This window comes from Pseudoxanthomonas sp. LH2527, assembly GCF_022539275.1.
Taxonomy (GTDB): Bacteria; Pseudomonadota; Gammaproteobacteria; order Xanthomonadales; family Xanthomonadaceae; genus Pseudoxanthomonas_A.
Genome location: NZ_JAKZBW010000009.1, coordinates 25,588 through 40,700, shown reverse-complemented (window position 1 = coordinate 40,700; position 15,113 = coordinate 25,588). Strand labels below are relative to the sequence as shown.

Sequence of the window (15,113 nt, the reverse complement as noted above, 5' to 3'; positions counted from 1 at the left end):
CCGGAGCAACAGCATCGCGGGCATGGCCCGCTCCTACATGGCATCGAAAGCCAGTCCGTGCGCGGCGGTCGTGCGCATCACCACGGCGCGCGCCGTGGCCAGCGCCGCGTTCTCGACCACCAGCCGCGGCCGCCGGTCCAGCGTGCAGGCCAATCCCTCGGCGACGAAGGTCGCATGCACGGCCTCCAGCGCACTCGCCTGCTCCGCCGACAACGCGCCTTCGGTCGCCAGCGCGGCGATCAGGCCGGGCGTGGCGCGCGGCGACAGCAGGGCGGGCTGCGCCGCCGCGTCGCGCAGCACCAGGTACTGGATCAGGAACTCCAGGTCGACCAGCCCACCGGCACCCTGCTTCAGGTCGAAGCGCGCAATGTCGCTTCGGTCGAGCTCGGTACGCATGCGCGTACGCATCCTGTTGACTTCGTCACGCAGCGCGCCGGCCTCGCGCGGCCGTGCCAGCGTGGCCGTCCGGATGTCTTCAAAGGCCTGCAGCAGGCTGTCGTCACCGGCGACGCCGCGCGCACGCACCAGCGCCTGGTGTTCCCATGTCCACGCGCGTTCGCGCTGGTATTCGCTGAAGCTGGCCAGCGACGACACCAGCAGGCCTTTTGCGCCATCCGGCCGCAGCCGCACGTCCACGTCGTAGAGCCGCCCAGCCGCCGTTACCGCGCCCAGCAGCGCGACGATCTTCTGCGCCAGCCGCGCATACCAGCGGCCGGCCTCCAGCGGCCGCGTGCCGTCCGACTCCGCCCCTGCCGGCGCATCGAACAGGAACACCAGGTCGAGATCGGAACCGAAGCCAAGCTCTTCACCCCCCATGCTGCCATAGCCGATCACCGCGAACCGCCCCTCCGCGACGACGCCATGCGAGGCGGCGACATCGCGCGTGGCGACCTGCACGACGATGCGGACCACCTCGTCGGCCAGCCACGCCAGCTGGCGGACACTGTCGCGCGCCGACTGGCGGCCATCGAGCGCGGCCAGCGCCACCCGGAAGCTGAGCGCGAGCCGGCGCTCGTTCAACACCCGCAGGCAGGTCTCCGGATCGTCCTCGACCAGCGCGGCCTCGCACTCGCCGCGCAACTCCGGGCGATCCGGCATGGGTCCCGACACGCGCGTGTCGAGCAGCTCGTCCAGCAGCAACGGGTAGTGCGCCAGCCGCTCGGACAGCAGCGCGCTGCGCGCCAGCACGTCGACCAGCCGGCCCAGCGCGCTGGGCTGCTCGTCCAGCAGCGCGAGATAGCTGGCACGGCGCAGGATGGCCTGCAGCAGCGAGAGCACGCGACGCAGTGCGGCGTCGGGCTGCGACGACTGCGCGCAGGCCTCCAGCAGCGCCGGCACCACGCGGTCCAGCCGCGCGCGCGACGCATCCGACAGCGCACGCACACCGCTGAACTGCGCGAACTCGCGCAGCGCGCCGTCGGCGCTGGCCGCCTCCTGGAAACCCGACGCGGCCAACGTGTCCATGTCGCCACCTTCCGGCAGCGCGCGCCAGTACAGCGCCAGCGCGCCGGGTACGGCATCGCGCTGGCGCGGTGCCAGCAGTTCGGCGAACTCGGCCGACACCCGCGCGCGTTGTACCTCCAGCGCGGCACGCAGGGCATCCCAGTCCGGATAGTCGAGACCCACCGCGATGCGATGGCGGTCCAGCGCATCCTCCGGCAGCGCATGCGTCTGTGCGTCGCGCAACATCTGCAGGCGGTTCTCCAGCCGGCGCAGGAAGCGATAGGCAGCGGCCAGCGCATCGCCTTCCTCCGCCGACATCTGCCGCGCGGCGACCAGTGCCGGCAGCGCCACGCGCAGGCGGCGCTCGCGCAGGGCCGCCTCGCGCCCGCCGCGGATCAGCTGCAGCGCCTGCACCAGGAATTCGATCTCGCGGATCCCGCCCGGCCCGCGCTTGATATCGTCGGCCAGTTCGCGCCGCGCGACTTCGGCGGCGATGGCCGCCTTCATCTCGCGCAGGCCATCGAGTGCCGTGTAGTCCAGGTAGCGGCGATAGACGAACGGTCGCAGCGATTCCAGCCAACCTTCGCCGGCCTCGATGTCGCCCGCCACCGCGCGCGCCTTCAGCCACGCATAGCGTTCCCAGTCGCGACCCTCGCGCTGGAAGTACTGGTCCATGCCGGCAAACGACAGCGCCACGCGGCCGGCATTGCCGAACGGACGCAGGCGCAGGTCGACACGATGGCAGAAGCCATCGACCGTCGGCTCGTCCAGCAGTTTCGCCAGCCGCTGGCCCAACCGCATGAAGTAATCCTCGGCCGCGAGCGGTCGCGCGCCGTCGGACTCGCCGCCTTGCGGATAGGCATAGACCAGGTCGATGTCCGAGGAGAAGTTCAGTTCGCCGCCGCCCAGCTTGCCCAGGCCGAACACCACCAGCCGCTGCACGCTGCCATCGGCGGCGCGGACCACGCCATGCCGCTGTGCGAATTCGGCCTCCAGGGCTTCCAGCGCGGTCTGCAGGCAGACCTCCGCCAGGCGCGTGGTACCGGCCAAGGTGTCATCGACCGTGTCCAGGCCATGCACATCGCGCCACACCAGGCGCGTCGATTCGGCGGCACGGTAGCGGCGCAGCCGTTCGGGCCACTGCGTGGCGTTGTCGCTCGTCAGCGGGGGGGCCGGCCACGGCGCAGCACCGTCGTCGTGCAGCAAGGCCACCAGCAGGTCGGGTTGCCGGCGCAGCGTTTCGAGGGCGAAGTCGCTGGCAGCGATCACGCGCGACACGCGATCGGCGTAGCGTGCGTCGGCGAGCAGGATATCCGCATCAGCCGACGCGCTGCGCAGCCGCGCCAGGCCGCGTTCGATCAGGGCGTCGCGTGCGGTGTCGAGGGACAGGGTCGCATCGTTCATGGCGAGCGATTGTGGCATGGGCCACGCGACACGCGCGCCACCATCGTCAATGTGGGAGCGACGTCAGTCGCGACGCGGGCATCACGCGCGAGACCTCCACGCACGATGTGCGTCTGCCAACGAGAACCTCGTATGCGCCCTCGCGGCGGTGTCCCCGGGAACGCCATCGCGACTGACGTCGCTCCCACACCTGCACAACCGGCCCGCGCTACGCGGCTTCGGAAAGATCCGGCAACGCGGCTTCGTACTGCAGCGACAGGCCGAACTGCTCCGCCATGTGCTTCAGCAGCACCGGCTTGACCTGGTCCATGCCGGTGGGCCCGCCGAGGTCGGCCAGCGACACCACCTGCAGGCCCTGGTAGCCGCAGGGATTGATGCGGTGGAACGGCTCCAGGTCCATCGCGATGTTGAACGCCAGGCCATGGAAGGTGCAGCCGCGGCGCACGCGGATGCCGAGCGCGCCGATCTTGGCGCCGGCCACGTACACGCCGGGCGCGCCGTCCTTGCGCACGGCCTCGATGTTCCATTCGGCCAGCGTATCGATCATCGCCTGCTCGATCCTGCAGACGTAGTCGCGCACGCCGACCTTCAGCCGCTTCAGGTCGAACAGCGGATACGCGACGATCTGGCCGGGACCGTGGTAGGTCACCTGCCCACCGCGATCGACGTGGATCACCGGGATGTCGCCCGCCGCCAGCACATGCTCGGGCTTGCCGGCCTGGCCAAGGGTGAACACCGGATCGTGTTCGACCAGCCACAGCTCGTCGCCGGCGGCGTCGGTGCGCGCATCGGTGAAGCGCTGCATGGCGCGCCAGACCGGTTCGTAGGGCTGCCGCCCCAGCTCGCGGACGACGCAGGTCGCTGTCACAGCGTCCACTTCACTTCGGGATGCTCGCGCAACGCTTCATGGGCGGCGTCGTACTGTGCCCGGTCATTGGCCTGGAAGCGGATGCGCACGGACACGTACTTGCCGTTGGCCGAGTGCTTCCAGGTGATGTCCTCATGCACCACCGGCACGCCGGAGGCTTCCAGCAGGCGGGGCAGTTCGGTCTCCAGGCCGGTGCCGGCCGTGCCCATCGCGCTGAGCTCGAAGGTGCCGGGGAACTGGAAGCCGTGTTCGGGGTTGTCGGATTTGATTTCCATGCCCGGATTATTGGGATGGCGGCGGCGAAAGCCAAGCCGCAGGGTCCCGGAACGACGAAGGGCCGCTTGCGCGGCCCTCCGTTGCTGCAGCGCGGGCGCTCAGCGCGCCAGCTGCACCAGGCTGGACGAGACCCAGCCCTTGTTGCCGAGTTCGTCCTCGACTTCCCACATGACGCCGTCCTTGTTGCCGGTGGGGTACAGCATCATGCCCGGATCCAGGTCGCGCACGGCCTTGCCGGTGCCCTTGGGATTGGCGAACAGGCGGCCCGGCTTGGTCATTTCCACCGCCTGCTGGGCGTTGGAGGCGGACGCGTTGCCGGACAGGCCGCCCAGCTCGCTCACCAGGTTGGTGTAGGCCTGCAGGTAGGCGAGCGTGATGACCTGGCCGATCTCGGTGTTGGCGTAACCGCTGGCACCGCCGCCGCCCCAGTGGCTGCCGGTGAACAGGCCACCACCCGCACCCCAGCCGATGTCGGTCTTCTTGGCGCTGCCTTCGGACATGGCGACCTGTTCGGACGAGCGCACGTCGGTGACCGTCAGCACCACGTCGGCGGTCTTCCTCTTGAAATCGAGCCCGCCCACGACACGACCCAGGTTGCCGCCGACCAGGCCACCGAGCAGGCCGCTGATGGCGTTGCCGCCGGCGTTGCTGTTCTGCGAGATCAGGTCCGGCACCAGCACGTAGTCGGCGGCGCGGATCTGGCCCTTGCCGATGTTGGAGCGGTTGCGCAGCTCGCCGCTGGCGGCCAGGTCGCGCTCGGCCATCGCCGCGCCCATGCCGACGCCACGGTCGACCAGGGTGAAGCAGCGCGACTTGTTGACGAACACCTTGATCAGCTTGGACGGCGCCGGCAGCTGCTGGCCGCTCCACCAGTTCACGCCGTCCTCCGGTTCGATCACCGAGATCGAGCCCAGCGGCTTGCTGCAGGTCGGGATCTCGGCCATCTGCTGCTTGCGCTGGTCCTGCGCGCTCTGGCGCTGCGCCCACGCGGGCGCCGTTGCGGCGGCGGCCATCAGCAGGCATGCCGTCATCGTTACCTTCTTGCCAGTTCCCCTGTTCACTCGTGCATCTCCTTGAGAATGATGGTGCCCGCACCCCGCGGACCTTCCAATGCGGGCGTGGCCTGCTGTTGCGTGCCGGTACGCCCGGCCCCGATGATAGGCGAAGAATGCGGTCGTGCACCGCTTCAACGCGAAGAGTGACAGTCGAAGGCCACCGGGTGCGGGCGGGAGCGGCGATACAGCGATAATGCCCGCCCTTTCCGCGAGGTTCGCCGTGCCCTACCTGCTCTCCAGCGTGGTCTGCAGCGTGCTGGTGTCGGTGCTGCTCAAGCTCATGCAGCGGCGCGGTATCGACACCGCCCAAGGCATCGCCTGGAACTACCTTGCCGCGTCGCTGCTGTGCTTCGCGCTGCTGGACCCGCCGCTGGCGTCGCTCACCGAGCCGCAGGCGCCCTGGCCCGCCCTGGCCCTGCTGGCGGTGCTGCTGCCCGGCATCTTCCTGGCGCTGTCGGCCTCGGTGCGGTCGGCGGGCATCGTGCGCACCGACATCGCCCAGCGGATGTCGCTGGTGCTGTCGCTGTTGGCGGCGTTCCTGTGGTTCGGCGAACAGGCCGACGCGCAACGCCTGGCCGGCCTGGCGCTGGGCCTGCTGGCGATCGTGCTGCTGGTGCTGCGGCCGCGCGCCGACGCCACGCAGGCCCGCGACGGCTGGACGGGTTGGGCGCTGCCACTGGTGGTCCTGGTGGGTTACGCCAGCGTGGACGTGCTGCTGAAGCACCTCTCAGCGGCAGGCACGCCGTTCGCGGCGTCGCTGCAGGTCGCCTTCGTCGCCGCGTTCGTGGTGATGATGGGAGTACAGCTGGCACGCCGCGCGCGCGGCGGCCCGGTGCTGACACTGCCGGCCCTCGGCGCAGGCCTGCTGCTGGGCGCGCTGAACTTCGGCAACATCCTGTTCTACGTGAAGGCGCACCGCGCACTGCCGGACAACCCGGCGGTGGTGTTCTCCACCATGAACATCGGCGTGGTGGTGCTGGGCACGCTGGCCGGCATGCTGCTGTTCCGCGAACGGCTGAGCCGCATCAACCTGCTGGCGATTCCGCTGGCGATCGCCGCCATCGCCCTGATCGCCGCCGGCCTGTAAGCCGCGGCGGAGATGAAAAAGGCCGGCATGCGCCGGCCTTTTCTCTCAGCGGAGGCTGCGACGGATCACTCCGACTCCCACCACATCCAGAACGCATCCCACAAACGCTTGAAGAAGCCGGCCTCTTCGATCGGCGTGATCGCCACCAGCGGCGACTCGGCGACGACTTTGCCGTCCAGCGTGACCTTGACCGTGCCGATGGCCTGGCCGGCGGTGATCGGCGCCACCAGCGTCTTCGGCACGTCCATCGTCGGCTTCAGCTGCTCGTAGCGGCCACGCGGCACGCTGACCAGCATCGGCTGCGCGACGCCCAGCTGTACTTCCTTGGCCTTGCCCTTCCACACGCGCTGGGTGGCGATGGCCTTGCCCGGCTCGTACAGGCGGTGCGTTTCGTAGAAGCGGAAGCCCCAGTTCAACAGCGCCAGGCTGTCGTCGGCGCGCTGCTTCTCGGAGGTCGACCCCATCACCACCGCGATCAGGCGCTGGTCGCCGCGCTTGGCCGAGCTCATCAGGCAGTAGCCCGCACCGGAGTGATGGCCGGTCTTGATGCCGTCCACGCTGGGATCGCGCCACAGCAGCAGGTTGCGGTTCGGCTGGGTGATGGTGCCGACCGTGAATTCCTTGATCTTGTTGAAGGCGTACTGCTCTGGATACTCGCGGATGAAGGCCCGACCCAGCAGCGCCAGGTCGTAGGCCGTGGAATAGTGCTCCGGCGCCGACAGGCCATGCGCGTTGACGAAGTGCGAGCCCTTCATGCCGATCTGCGCGGCGTAGTTGTTCATCAGCGCGGCGAAGGCTTCCTGGCTGCCGGCGGCGTGCTCGGCCAGCGCGATGGCGGCGTCGTTGCCCGACTGCACGGCCATGCCGGTTTCCATGTCCAGCAGCGGGGCAGTCTTGTTGACCGCGAAACCGCTGTAGCTGCCGTCGGTGCCGGCGCCGCCTTCGCGCCAGGCGCGCTCGCTCATCATCACCTGGTCGGTCGGCTTGATCTTGCCGTTCTTCTGCTCGGCCGCCAGCGCATACGAGGTCATGACCTTGGTGATGCTGGCCGGTTCGACGCGCTCGTTGTAGTTCTCGCCGGCCAGCACCTGGCCGGTGATGTAGTCCATCAGCACCCAGGCGGTGGCGGTGGGCGTGGGCGGCGGCGGGATCTCGACGGCCGCAGCGGCCGGTGCAGCGGGCGCCGGTGTCGGCGCGGGGGTCTGGGCGATGGCCAGGCCCATGGCGGTGGTCGCGAGCGCGGCGAGGGCGAAACGGAACTTCATCGGCGGAAAACTCCTGGCAAGGCCGTGGGCCTGTCGGTTCAAGACGAACATTGTAGGGAGACCCGCCGCGGCGTGGGTTGGAAAGACGTAAAAACCGGCGGGCGGCCCGATCTACTCGCGGACGATCTGCGGGCGCCCGAAGCCCAGGCTCGCGATCCTGCCCGCCAGCGCCTCCGCCGAGGCGGTGTCCGCCGCGCCCACGCGCAGACGCCACAGCGGGCGGTCGGCGCCGGGCACGTCGCTGAGCCGCGCATCGGCAATGCCGGCGGCGGTCAACCGCGCCAGCGCACGGTCGGCGTTGTCGCGGCTGGAGAAGCTGGCGACCTGCAGCTGCAGGGCGGCCGGGAGCGGCGTGGTGGCCGGCACGGGCGACGCCGTTACTGCAGCGGCAGGCGACGCGGTGCTCGTGACGGCGGCAGCGGGGGACGCTACCGGCGTGCCGGGCTTGCCGGATGCCACGCGCACGCCATTGGCCTTCATCCACGCATCGAAGCCGGCCGCGCTGGGCACATCGCCCGGCTTGGCGGACGCGTGGTAACGCGCCGCGTCCTTCGGCAACTGCCCGACCAGCTGGTCCATCGCCGACGACGAAGGCGCGGGCGCGGCGGCCAACGTGTTGCCGTCCGGGGTCAACGCACGCACTTCGACCCGCCCGGTGCCGCGCTGGGTGATGCCCAGGCGAACCGCCGCGGCATAGCTGAGGTCGATCACGCGGCCTTCGTGGAACGGCCCGCGGTCGTTCACCCGCACCACCACCGACTTGCCGTTGTCCAGGTTGGTGACCCGCGCGAAGCTGGGCAGCGGCAGCGACTTGTGCGCGGCGCTGTAGGCGTACATGTCGTAGACCTCCTGGTTGGAGGTGCGACGGCCATGGAACTTGTTGCCGTAGTACGACGCCGTGCCCTGTTCGACATAACCGTCGACGCGGTCGAGCACGCGGTACTGCTTGCCCAGCACCGAATAGGGCGACTTGTTGCCCACGCGCGAACGCGCTTCGGCGGTGACGACCGGCTCGCGGATGCAGTCCAGGTCGGGCACATGGTCCGGCGTGGTGTCGGAGACGCCCGGCTTGTAGAGCCCGCCGGAGGTGTAGTTGCCGCGCGTGGACAGGTCTTCCTGCGCGGGTGCGTAACGCGAGCAATCCTTGCCGGCGATGCCCGGCGACGGCGTCGCCGGCGAGGGCCGGGTCGCGGTTCCCGGCAACGGGGATGCCGAGGGCGACTTCTTCGGCGCCGTGCTGCACGCGGCCAACGCCACCGCCATCAGCGGCAGGGCCAGCCACTTCATGCCGGCGGGATCTCGCGGCCGGCGATGGCCTGCGACAACTGGTGCACCGCCATCGCGTACATCTTGGAATTGTTGTAACGGGTGATGGCGTAGTAGTTCTGGAAGCCCAACCAGTACTGCTTGCCGTCGGCGCCGTCCAGCTGCACCAGCGTGGCGGTGGCGTCGGGGGCGACCGGATCGATCGGGCGGTAGCCCTTCTCGGCCAGCTGCGCCAGCGTGTAGTCCGGCGTCCAGGTTTCCGGATTGAACTCGGCGAAGCCGTCCTGCAGCTGCGCACGCGCGACCACCGCGCCGCCCGGCACCCAGCCACCGCGCTCGCCGCCCTTCTTGCGGAAGTAGTTGGCGATCGAGGCGAAGATGTCCGGATACGTGGTGAACAGGTCGCGACGACCGTCGCCGTTCCCGTCCACCGCGAACTCGCGGTAGCTGGATGGCATGAACTGGCCCAGCCCCATCGCGCCGGCATAGCTGCCGGTCAGCGAGGCGATGTCGAGCTTCTCTTCGCGGCCCAGCGCGAACAGCTGCGCCAGTTCGTCGCGGAAGAACTGCTCGCGGCGGTGCTCGTAGGCGGCACGCTCGGGATTGCCGGTACGCGGATAGCGGAACGCCAGCGTGTACAGCGCATCCAGCACCTTGTGGCGACCGGTGAAGCCGCCATAGTTGGTTTCCACGCCGATGATCGAGACGATCACCTCGGCGGGCACGCCGTACTGCTGCTCGACGCGGGTCAGTTCGTCGCGATGTTGGGCGATGAACTTGCGGCCGCCGTCGATGCGCGCCTGCGTGAGGAAACCGACGCGGTACTCGCTCCACGGCTTCACCCGTTCGGCGGGCCGCGACATGGCCGCGACCACGCTGTCGAGGAACTGCGCTTTCGCGAGCGTGGCTTCGATCTCGGCCGGGGCGATACCGTACTTCGCCGCCGTGTCCTGCACGAACTGCGCACGCGCGGTGGGGAAATCGACCGGTTTCAACGCTTCCGGCGGCACCTCGGCCACGCGCTCGACCGAAGTTTCGGCGGGCGTCGCGGCAGCAGGAGCGGGAGGCGTCGCCGACGCAGCGGGCGGCGGCGGTTGCGGGGTGGCACAGGACGCCAGGCCCAGTACCAGCAGACAGGAAAGTGCGTGTCGCATCATCGGCGCGAGGGTAGCACGCAGGGTGCGGGAAATCGTGAACGTGGGGGGCAGGAGTGAGTGGAGAGGAGTGAGGAGTGAGGAACAGCAAGGCCCGCTTCTACTCACTCCTCACTCCTCACTCCTCACTCCTCACTCCTCACTCCTCTCCCCTCACTCCTCAATACCCATGCACAGGCCGATGCGCACGCACGGCCATCACCAGGCCCAGGCCCGCGAGCAGCGACACCGCGGACGTGCCGCCGTAACTCAGCAACGGCATCGGCACGCCGACGACCGGCAGCAGGCCGGACACCATGCCGCCGTTGACGATGACGTAGACGAACAGCGCCATGCCCAGCGTGCCCGCGAGCAGCCGTGAATACGTGTCGCGCGCGTCCATCGCGATCCACAGGCAGCGGCCGACGACGAACAGGTACAGCATCAGCGCGATCATCACGCCCATCCAGCCGAACTCTTCCGACAGCACCGAGAAGATGAAGTCGGTGGTGTGTTCGGGCAGGTAGTCCAGGTGCGACTGCGAGCCCTCGCCCCAGCCCTTGCCGGTCCAGCCGCCGCCGCCGATGGCGATCTTCGACTGCAGGATGTTCCAGCCCGCGCCGAGCGGATCGTTCTCGGGGTCGCGGAACGTCAGGATGCGGTTCTGCTGGTATTCGCGCAGGAACGAGAACCACGAGATCGGCGCGAACATCACCAGCCCCACCGCGGTGCCGCCGAGCACGCCGGCGGTGATGAACCACCACCACGACAGCCCGGCCAGGTACAGGCCGAACACGCCGCTCGCCGCGACCAGCATCGCCGTGCCGAAATCCGGCTGCAGCAGGATCAGCCCGGTCGGCAGGCCGATCAGCAGCGCCGAGACGATCGTGGTGCGCCAGCCCGGCGGCAGCGGCTCGCGGTGCAGGTACCACGCCAGCATCATCGGCAACGCGATCTTCAGCAGTTCCGACGGCTGCAGGTAGAAGAACTTCAGGTCGATCCAGTGCGCGCCGTGCTTGCCGGTACCGATGAACAGCACCAGCACCAGCGGCAGCAACGCCACCGCGAACACCCCCGGCGTCCACGCGCGCAACCGCACGGGCGTCACCCGCGAGAGCGCCCACATCGCCACCAGGCCCACGCCGAAACGCACGCCCTGCGCCAGCACCAGCCGCTCACCCAGGGCGTCGCCGCCGGCGCTGTACAGCACCGCCAGACCGATCGCCATCAGCGCCAGCAGTGCGCCCAGCAGCCACCAGTCCAGCGTGCGCAGCAGATGCCGCAGCAGGTCGAAGCCCCAGCGCAGGAGGTCGGTCATGCCGAAGCCCTCGACGCAGAGGCGGCTTCAAGCCCCTCTCCCTGCGGGAGAGGGGTTGGGGTGAGGGTAGGGACAGGCGCGATGGTCGGCATGTTCGAGCGCAAAGGCGCGAGCGCGGCCACGCCATGAACACCTCCGCCCATTCCCGCTTCGCCAACCCTCACCCCAACCCCTCTCCCGGCGGGAGAGGGGCTTTGAGCGGGCGCCCTACCGGAGGGAGAGGGGCTTTGAGCAGGCGCTCGTCCGGACGGAGAGGAGCTTTGAACGGGCGCTCCCCCGGAGGGAGAGGCGCCCGGATTCGCCGGCGGGGAAGGCGCCGCTGCGGGCGACGCGGGTGCGGATGCCGGTGCCGCGGGCGGCACGTCGGCGGGCGCCGCCTCCTCGCCCTCCTTCTCCGGCATCTTCCCCAGCAGATACGCATCGAAGATCTTGCGCGCCATCGGGCCTGCGGTGCTGCCGCCGTAACCGCCGCCTTCCACCGCGATGGCGATGGCGATGGTCGGGTTGTCGGCCGGGGCGAAGCCGACGAACAGCGAGCGATGGCGCAGGTGCATCGGCAGGCTGCGCGGATCCACGGCGGCCGTGCCGCGGCGGCTGATCACCTGCGCGGTGCCGGTCTTGCCGGCCATCAGGTAGGAGGCTCCCTGCGCGACGCGCCAGCCGGTGCCGCCGGACTGCATGGTGTCCTGCATGCCGAGCCGCACCACCTCCACGTTCGCCGGGTTCGGACTGATCGCGATGGGCGCGGGCTGCGGCGTGGGCTCCCACGGCCGGTCGAAGCCGACGCGCGTCTCGCGCACCAGATGCGGCCGCCGCATCTGCCCGTCGGCGATGCCGGCGGTGGCGCGCACCAGTTGCAGCGGCGTGACTTTCCAGTCGCCCTGGCCGATGGCGACGTTGACCGTGTCGCCGGGATACCACCGCTCCTTGCGCGCCTTCAGCTTGGCCTGCGGCGAGGGCAGGATGCCGCCGATCTCGCCGCGCAGGTCGATGCCGGTGGGCTGGCCGAAGCCGTAGTGCTCCATGTAGTCGTCGAACTGCGCGATACCCAGGTCCAGCGCCAGCCGGTAGTAATAGGTGTTGACCGACTGCGAGATCGACTTGCGCAGGTCGGTGACGCCATGGCCGCGGCGGCTGGCATCGCCCCAGCCGCGGCTGGTGCCGGGCAGGTAGAACATGCCGGTGGAGACCACCGTGTCCTCCGGCTTGCGCTTGCCGCTGTCCAGGCCGGCCAGGGCGATCAACGGCTTGAGCGTCGACCCCGGTGCCACGCCGCCCAGCACCAGGCGGTTGAACTGCGGACGCGAGGGATTGTCGTTGAGCCGTTTGAAATCCGTGCTGGAGATGCCGTTGACGAACAGGTTGGGGTCGTAGCTCGGCAGGCTGACCATCGCCAGGATCTCGCCAGTGCGCGGATCGACGGCGATGGCCGCCCCTTCCAGTTCACCGAACGAATCGACGATGGCCTGCTGCAGCTTCGCGTCCACGCTCAGGCGCAGGTCGGTGCCCGCCTGCGCCGGCACACGCCCGACCACGCGCAGCGCGCGGCCTTCCACGTTGGTCTCGACCTTCTCGTAGCCGATCTTTCCGCGCAGCTGCTCGTCGTAATAGCGCTCCAGGCCGGTCTTGCCGATATGGGTCAGCGCCGAGTTGATCTCGCCCAGTGTTTCCAGGTCCTTCTCGTCCACGCGGCCGACGTAGCCCACCACATGCGCGAACAGCTCGCCGTAGGGATAGCGCCGGGTCAGGTACGGCACCAGTTCCACGCCGGGATAGCGCCAGCGGTCCACCGCGAAGCGCGCCATCTCCTCCTCGCCCACGCGCAGCTTCAGCGTGATCGGGCGGAACCCGCGCGTGGCCTTGCGCGTGGCCTCGAAGCGTTCGATGTCCTCGGGCGAGAGCGCGATGATCTTCGCCAGGTCGGCGATCAGCTTGGCCGGCTCCTTGACCTTGTCCGGCGTCACGTCCAGCCGGAACGCGGGCACGTTCTCCGCCAGCAGCAGGCCGTTGCGGTCGTAGATGGTGCCGCGCCCGGGCACCACCGGCCGCGGCCGGATGCGGTTCGCCTCCGAACGCGTGGCGTAGTCGGCGTGCTCGATCACCTGCAGCTTGAAGTACCAGGCACCCAGGCCCAGCAGGCACAGCGCCACCACCACGAAGCCGGTGACCGCGCGGCGGCGGAACTGGTCGGCTTCGGCATGCGGGTTCTTGCCGCGCCGGCGGGCCCCGATCATCGCTCAGCCCCGCCTGCGGCGACCCAGCCGCAGGGCGTCCATCAACACGAACAGCGGCGGCCAGAACAGCATGCCCAGCAGCGGCGCCCACCAGTACTGCCAGGGCAGCGTCGGTTCGCCCAGCGTCAGGTGCACGACGGTGGTGACGATGCGGTCGTTGAGCAGCAGGCCGCCGATCGCCAGCGCCTGCTGCGACATCGGGAAGAAACGCAGCCGCGCGCGGAAGCGCTGCAGGATGAAGGCCATGATCAGCAGGCGCAGCGCCTGTTCGCCCAGCAGCGTGCCGAACATCAGGTCGGCGACCAGGCCGACGATGACGGCGAAACCGAGACCGGCGCTGTCCGGCGCCTCGATCACCCAGTACGCGACGATCAGCGCCAGCCAGTAGGGGCGCAGCGGCTGCAGCACGTCGGGCAACGGCAGCAGGCCCAGCAGCAGGGCCACGATGATGCTCAACGGCAGCAGCCAGCCGGTGCGGGCGCGGCTCATCGCTGCGGCTCCTGCGATGTCGGGCGGGGCGAAGGCGGAGTGCCGCGGTTGAGTCCCTCGCCGGTTGCGGGCGCGCGGCCGTTGAGCCCCTCTCCCGCCGGGAGAGGGGTTGGGGAGAGGGTTGGGACGTTCGCAGGGCGCGCGGCTTGGGAGGAAGTAGTCGCGGGCGCGGGTGCATTCTGCACGGCCGCACCGGCGCTGCCTTCGTTGGCCCTCACCCCAACCCCTCTCCCGGCGGGAGAGGGGCTCAGCGTCGCGGGCGCAGCGGAAGGCGGCACGTCTTCCGGACGGGTCGCGCCTTCGACGGGCGACGCCGCCTCCGGCAAGAACCGCGACGGATCCGGTGCCGGCAACGGCTGCGGCGGCGCGGACTTCAGCAGCAGAACATGGCGACCGCGGTCCAGGCGCGCGGCCGGGGTGACGTCGCCCACCAGGAAGGCGTGGCTGTCGTCCGGACGCAGGGCGGAAATCGTGCCGACCGGGAACCCGGCCGGGAAGCGCCCCCCCAGGCCCGACGTCACCAGCACGTCGCCGACCTCGATACCGCTGTTGAGCGGCACGTCGGCCAGCTCCAGCAGGTCGCTGCGGCCGCGGCCGTAGACGATCAGGCGCACGCCGTTGCGCGCGACCACGACCGGTACCGCATGGTCCGGGTCGGTGAGCAGCAGCACGGTGGCATGGGCCGGCGTGGTGTCGATGATCTGGCCCATCAGTCCGCCGGCGTCGATGACCGATTGGCCCACCATCGCCCCGGCGCGGCTGCCCGCGTCCAGCACCAGCCGCTGGCGGCCCGGTGCCAGGTCGATGTCGAGGATCGGGGCCAGCTGCACGTCCAGCCCGCGCGAGGTCTTCACGCCCAGCAGGGCGCGCAGCTGCGCGTTGTCGGTGGCGGCGGTCCGCAGCCGGGCCAGCCGGGCATTGGCCACCAGCAGGTCGTTGCGCAGGCGCCCGTTCTCTTCGATCAGGCCGGTGCGGGTGGCGGCATCGTCCTGCACCCGGGTGGTCACGCGCCCCGGCAGGCCCGCGACCCACCACAGCGGCTGCGCGACCACGTTGACCTGCGAGCGCAGCTGCGACAGCCAGCCGCCGCGATGGTCCATGACCACCAGGGCGATGGTCAGCGCCAGATAGCCCAGCAGCCGCAACGTGCTGGCGACTTCACCGGGACGGGAGGCGACGGGCGGGCCGGCGTAGGAGGGCACGGGCTAGGGACGAGTGGGGAGGAGTGAGAAGCGAGGAGTGAGATGGACGAAGCGAACGGCGGCAGGCGAGTCT

Annotated in this window: 12 protein-coding genes; 1 reads left to right on the top strand and 11 read right to left on the bottom strand. The window is 69.9% G+C overall.

The features are described from left to right. Window positions 1-33: 33 nt before the first annotated feature. The 4 genes from glnE to MMG85_RS07080 form a co-directional block, all read right to left on the bottom strand. Window positions 34-2,847, bottom strand: a complete 2,814-nt coding sequence (gene glnE, locus MMG85_RS07095) for a bifunctional [glutamate--ammonia ligase]-adenylyl-L-tyrosine phosphorylase/[glutamate--ammonia-ligase] adenylyltransferase (protein ID WP_241045405.1) — start codon at window positions 2,845-2,847, stop codon at window positions 34-36. 208 nt (window positions 2,848-3,055) lie between these two features. Further along, complete coding sequence (gene lipB / locus MMG85_RS07090) at window positions 3,056-3,715, bottom strand: lipoyl(octanoyl) transferase LipB (protein ID WP_241045404.1); 660 nt, start codon at window positions 3,713-3,715, stop codon at window positions 3,056-3,058. Then, entirely contained in the window at window positions 3,712-3,990 is a 279-nt protein-coding gene (locus MMG85_RS07085) for a DUF493 family protein (RefSeq protein ID WP_055937324.1), read from the bottom strand. The genes lipB and MMG85_RS07085 overlap by 4 nt, the downstream gene beginning before the upstream one ends. A 99-nt stretch (window positions 3,991-4,089) precedes the next feature. Then, on the bottom strand, window positions 4,090-5,022 hold the full coding sequence (locus MMG85_RS07080) for a CsgG/HfaB family protein (protein ID WP_241045476.1): 933 nt from the start codon (window positions 5,020-5,022) through the stop codon (window positions 4,090-4,092). Window positions 5,023-5,266: 244 nt separating this feature from the next. On the opposite strand from MMG85_RS07080, the gene MMG85_RS07075 reads away from it, so the two are divergent. Continuing rightward, window positions 5,267-6,133: an EamA family transporter gene (locus MMG85_RS07075; RefSeq protein ID WP_241045475.1), complete on the top strand. Its 867-nt coding sequence runs from the start codon at window positions 5,267-5,269 to the stop codon at window positions 6,131-6,133. 65 nt (window positions 6,134-6,198) lie between these two features. Here the strand turns inward: MMG85_RS07075 and MMG85_RS07070 are convergent, their stop codons facing one another. From MMG85_RS07070 to mreC, 7 genes are all read right to left on the bottom strand, one after another. Beyond that, window positions 6,199-7,398 (bottom strand): D-alanyl-D-alanine carboxypeptidase family protein, encoded by a 1,200-nt coding sequence (locus MMG85_RS07070; protein WP_241045403.1) that lies wholly within the window; start codon window positions 7,396-7,398, stop codon window positions 6,199-6,201. Between the two features lie 111 nt (window positions 7,399-7,509). Then, window positions 7,510-8,685, bottom strand: a complete 1,176-nt coding sequence (locus tag MMG85_RS07065; RefSeq protein ID WP_241045402.1) for a septal ring lytic transglycosylase RlpA family protein — start codon at window positions 8,683-8,685, stop codon at window positions 7,510-7,512. Further along, complete coding sequence (gene mltB / locus MMG85_RS07060; protein WP_241045401.1) at window positions 8,682-9,821, bottom strand: lytic murein transglycosylase B; 1,140 nt, start codon at window positions 9,819-9,821, stop codon at window positions 8,682-8,684. Before mltB ends, MMG85_RS07065 begins: the two co-directional genes overlap by 4 nt. Window positions 9,822-9,978: 157 nt before the next feature. Then, window positions 9,979-11,115 carry a rod shape-determining protein RodA gene (gene rodA, locus MMG85_RS07055; RefSeq protein WP_241045400.1) on the bottom strand — a complete coding sequence of 379 codons (1,137 nt, stop codon included), beginning with the start codon at window positions 11,113-11,115 and terminating at the stop codon, window positions 9,979-9,981. Beyond that, window positions 11,112-13,349: a penicillin-binding protein 2 gene (gene mrdA, locus MMG85_RS07050; RefSeq protein WP_241045399.1), complete on the bottom strand. Its 2,238-nt coding sequence runs from the start codon at window positions 13,347-13,349 to the stop codon at window positions 11,112-11,114. Before mrdA ends, rodA begins: the two co-directional genes overlap by 4 nt. Before the next feature lie 3 nt (window positions 13,350-13,352). Next, window positions 13,353-13,838, bottom strand: coding sequence for a rod shape-determining protein MreD (mreD, locus tag MMG85_RS07045; protein WP_241045398.1), 486 nt, complete (start codon window positions 13,836-13,838; stop codon window positions 13,353-13,355). Beyond that, window positions 13,835-15,040, bottom strand: coding sequence for a rod shape-determining protein MreC (gene mreC, locus MMG85_RS07040; RefSeq protein WP_241045397.1), 1,206 nt, complete (start codon window positions 15,038-15,040; stop codon window positions 13,835-13,837). Before mreC ends, mreD begins: the two co-directional genes overlap by 4 nt. Between the last annotated feature and the right edge of the window lie 73 nt (window positions 15,041-15,113).

What these genes read in the sequence shown, in the direction of transcription:
- MMG85_RS07080 (WP_241045476.1), bottom strand. Translation starts at nt 5,022, where the DNA reads ATGACGGCATGCCTGCTGATGGCCGCCGCCGCAACGGCGCCCGCGTGG.
- rodA (WP_241045400.1), bottom strand. Translation starts at nt 11,115, where the DNA reads ATGACCGACCTCCTGCGCTGGGGCTTCGACCTGCTGCGGCATCTGCTG.
- mltB (WP_241045401.1), bottom strand. Translation starts at nt 9,821, where the DNA reads ATGATGCGACACGCACTTTCCTGTCTGCTGGTACTGGGCCTGGCGTCC.
- glnE (WP_241045405.1), bottom strand. Translation starts at nt 2,847, where the DNA reads ATGAACGATGCGACCCTGTCCCTCGACACCGCACGCGACGCCCTGATC.
- MMG85_RS07065 (WP_241045402.1), bottom strand. Translation starts at nt 8,685, where the DNA reads ATGAAGTGGCTGGCCCTGCCGCTGATGGCGGTGGCGTTGGCCGCGTGC.
- MMG85_RS07070 (WP_241045403.1), bottom strand. Translation starts at nt 7,398, where the DNA reads ATGAAGTTCCGTTTCGCCCTCGCCGCGCTCGCGACCACCGCCATGGGC.
- mreD (WP_241045398.1), bottom strand. Translation starts at nt 13,838, where the DNA reads ATGAGCCGCGCCCGCACCGGCTGGCTGCTGCCGTTGAGCATCATCGTG.
- mrdA (WP_241045399.1), bottom strand. Translation starts at nt 13,349, where the DNA reads ATGATCGGGGCCCGCCGGCGCGGCAAGAACCCGCATGCCGAAGCCGAC.
- MMG85_RS07085 (WP_055937324.1), bottom strand. Translation starts at nt 3,990, where the DNA reads ATGGAAATCAAATCCGACAACCCCGAACACGGCTTCCAGTTCCCCGGC.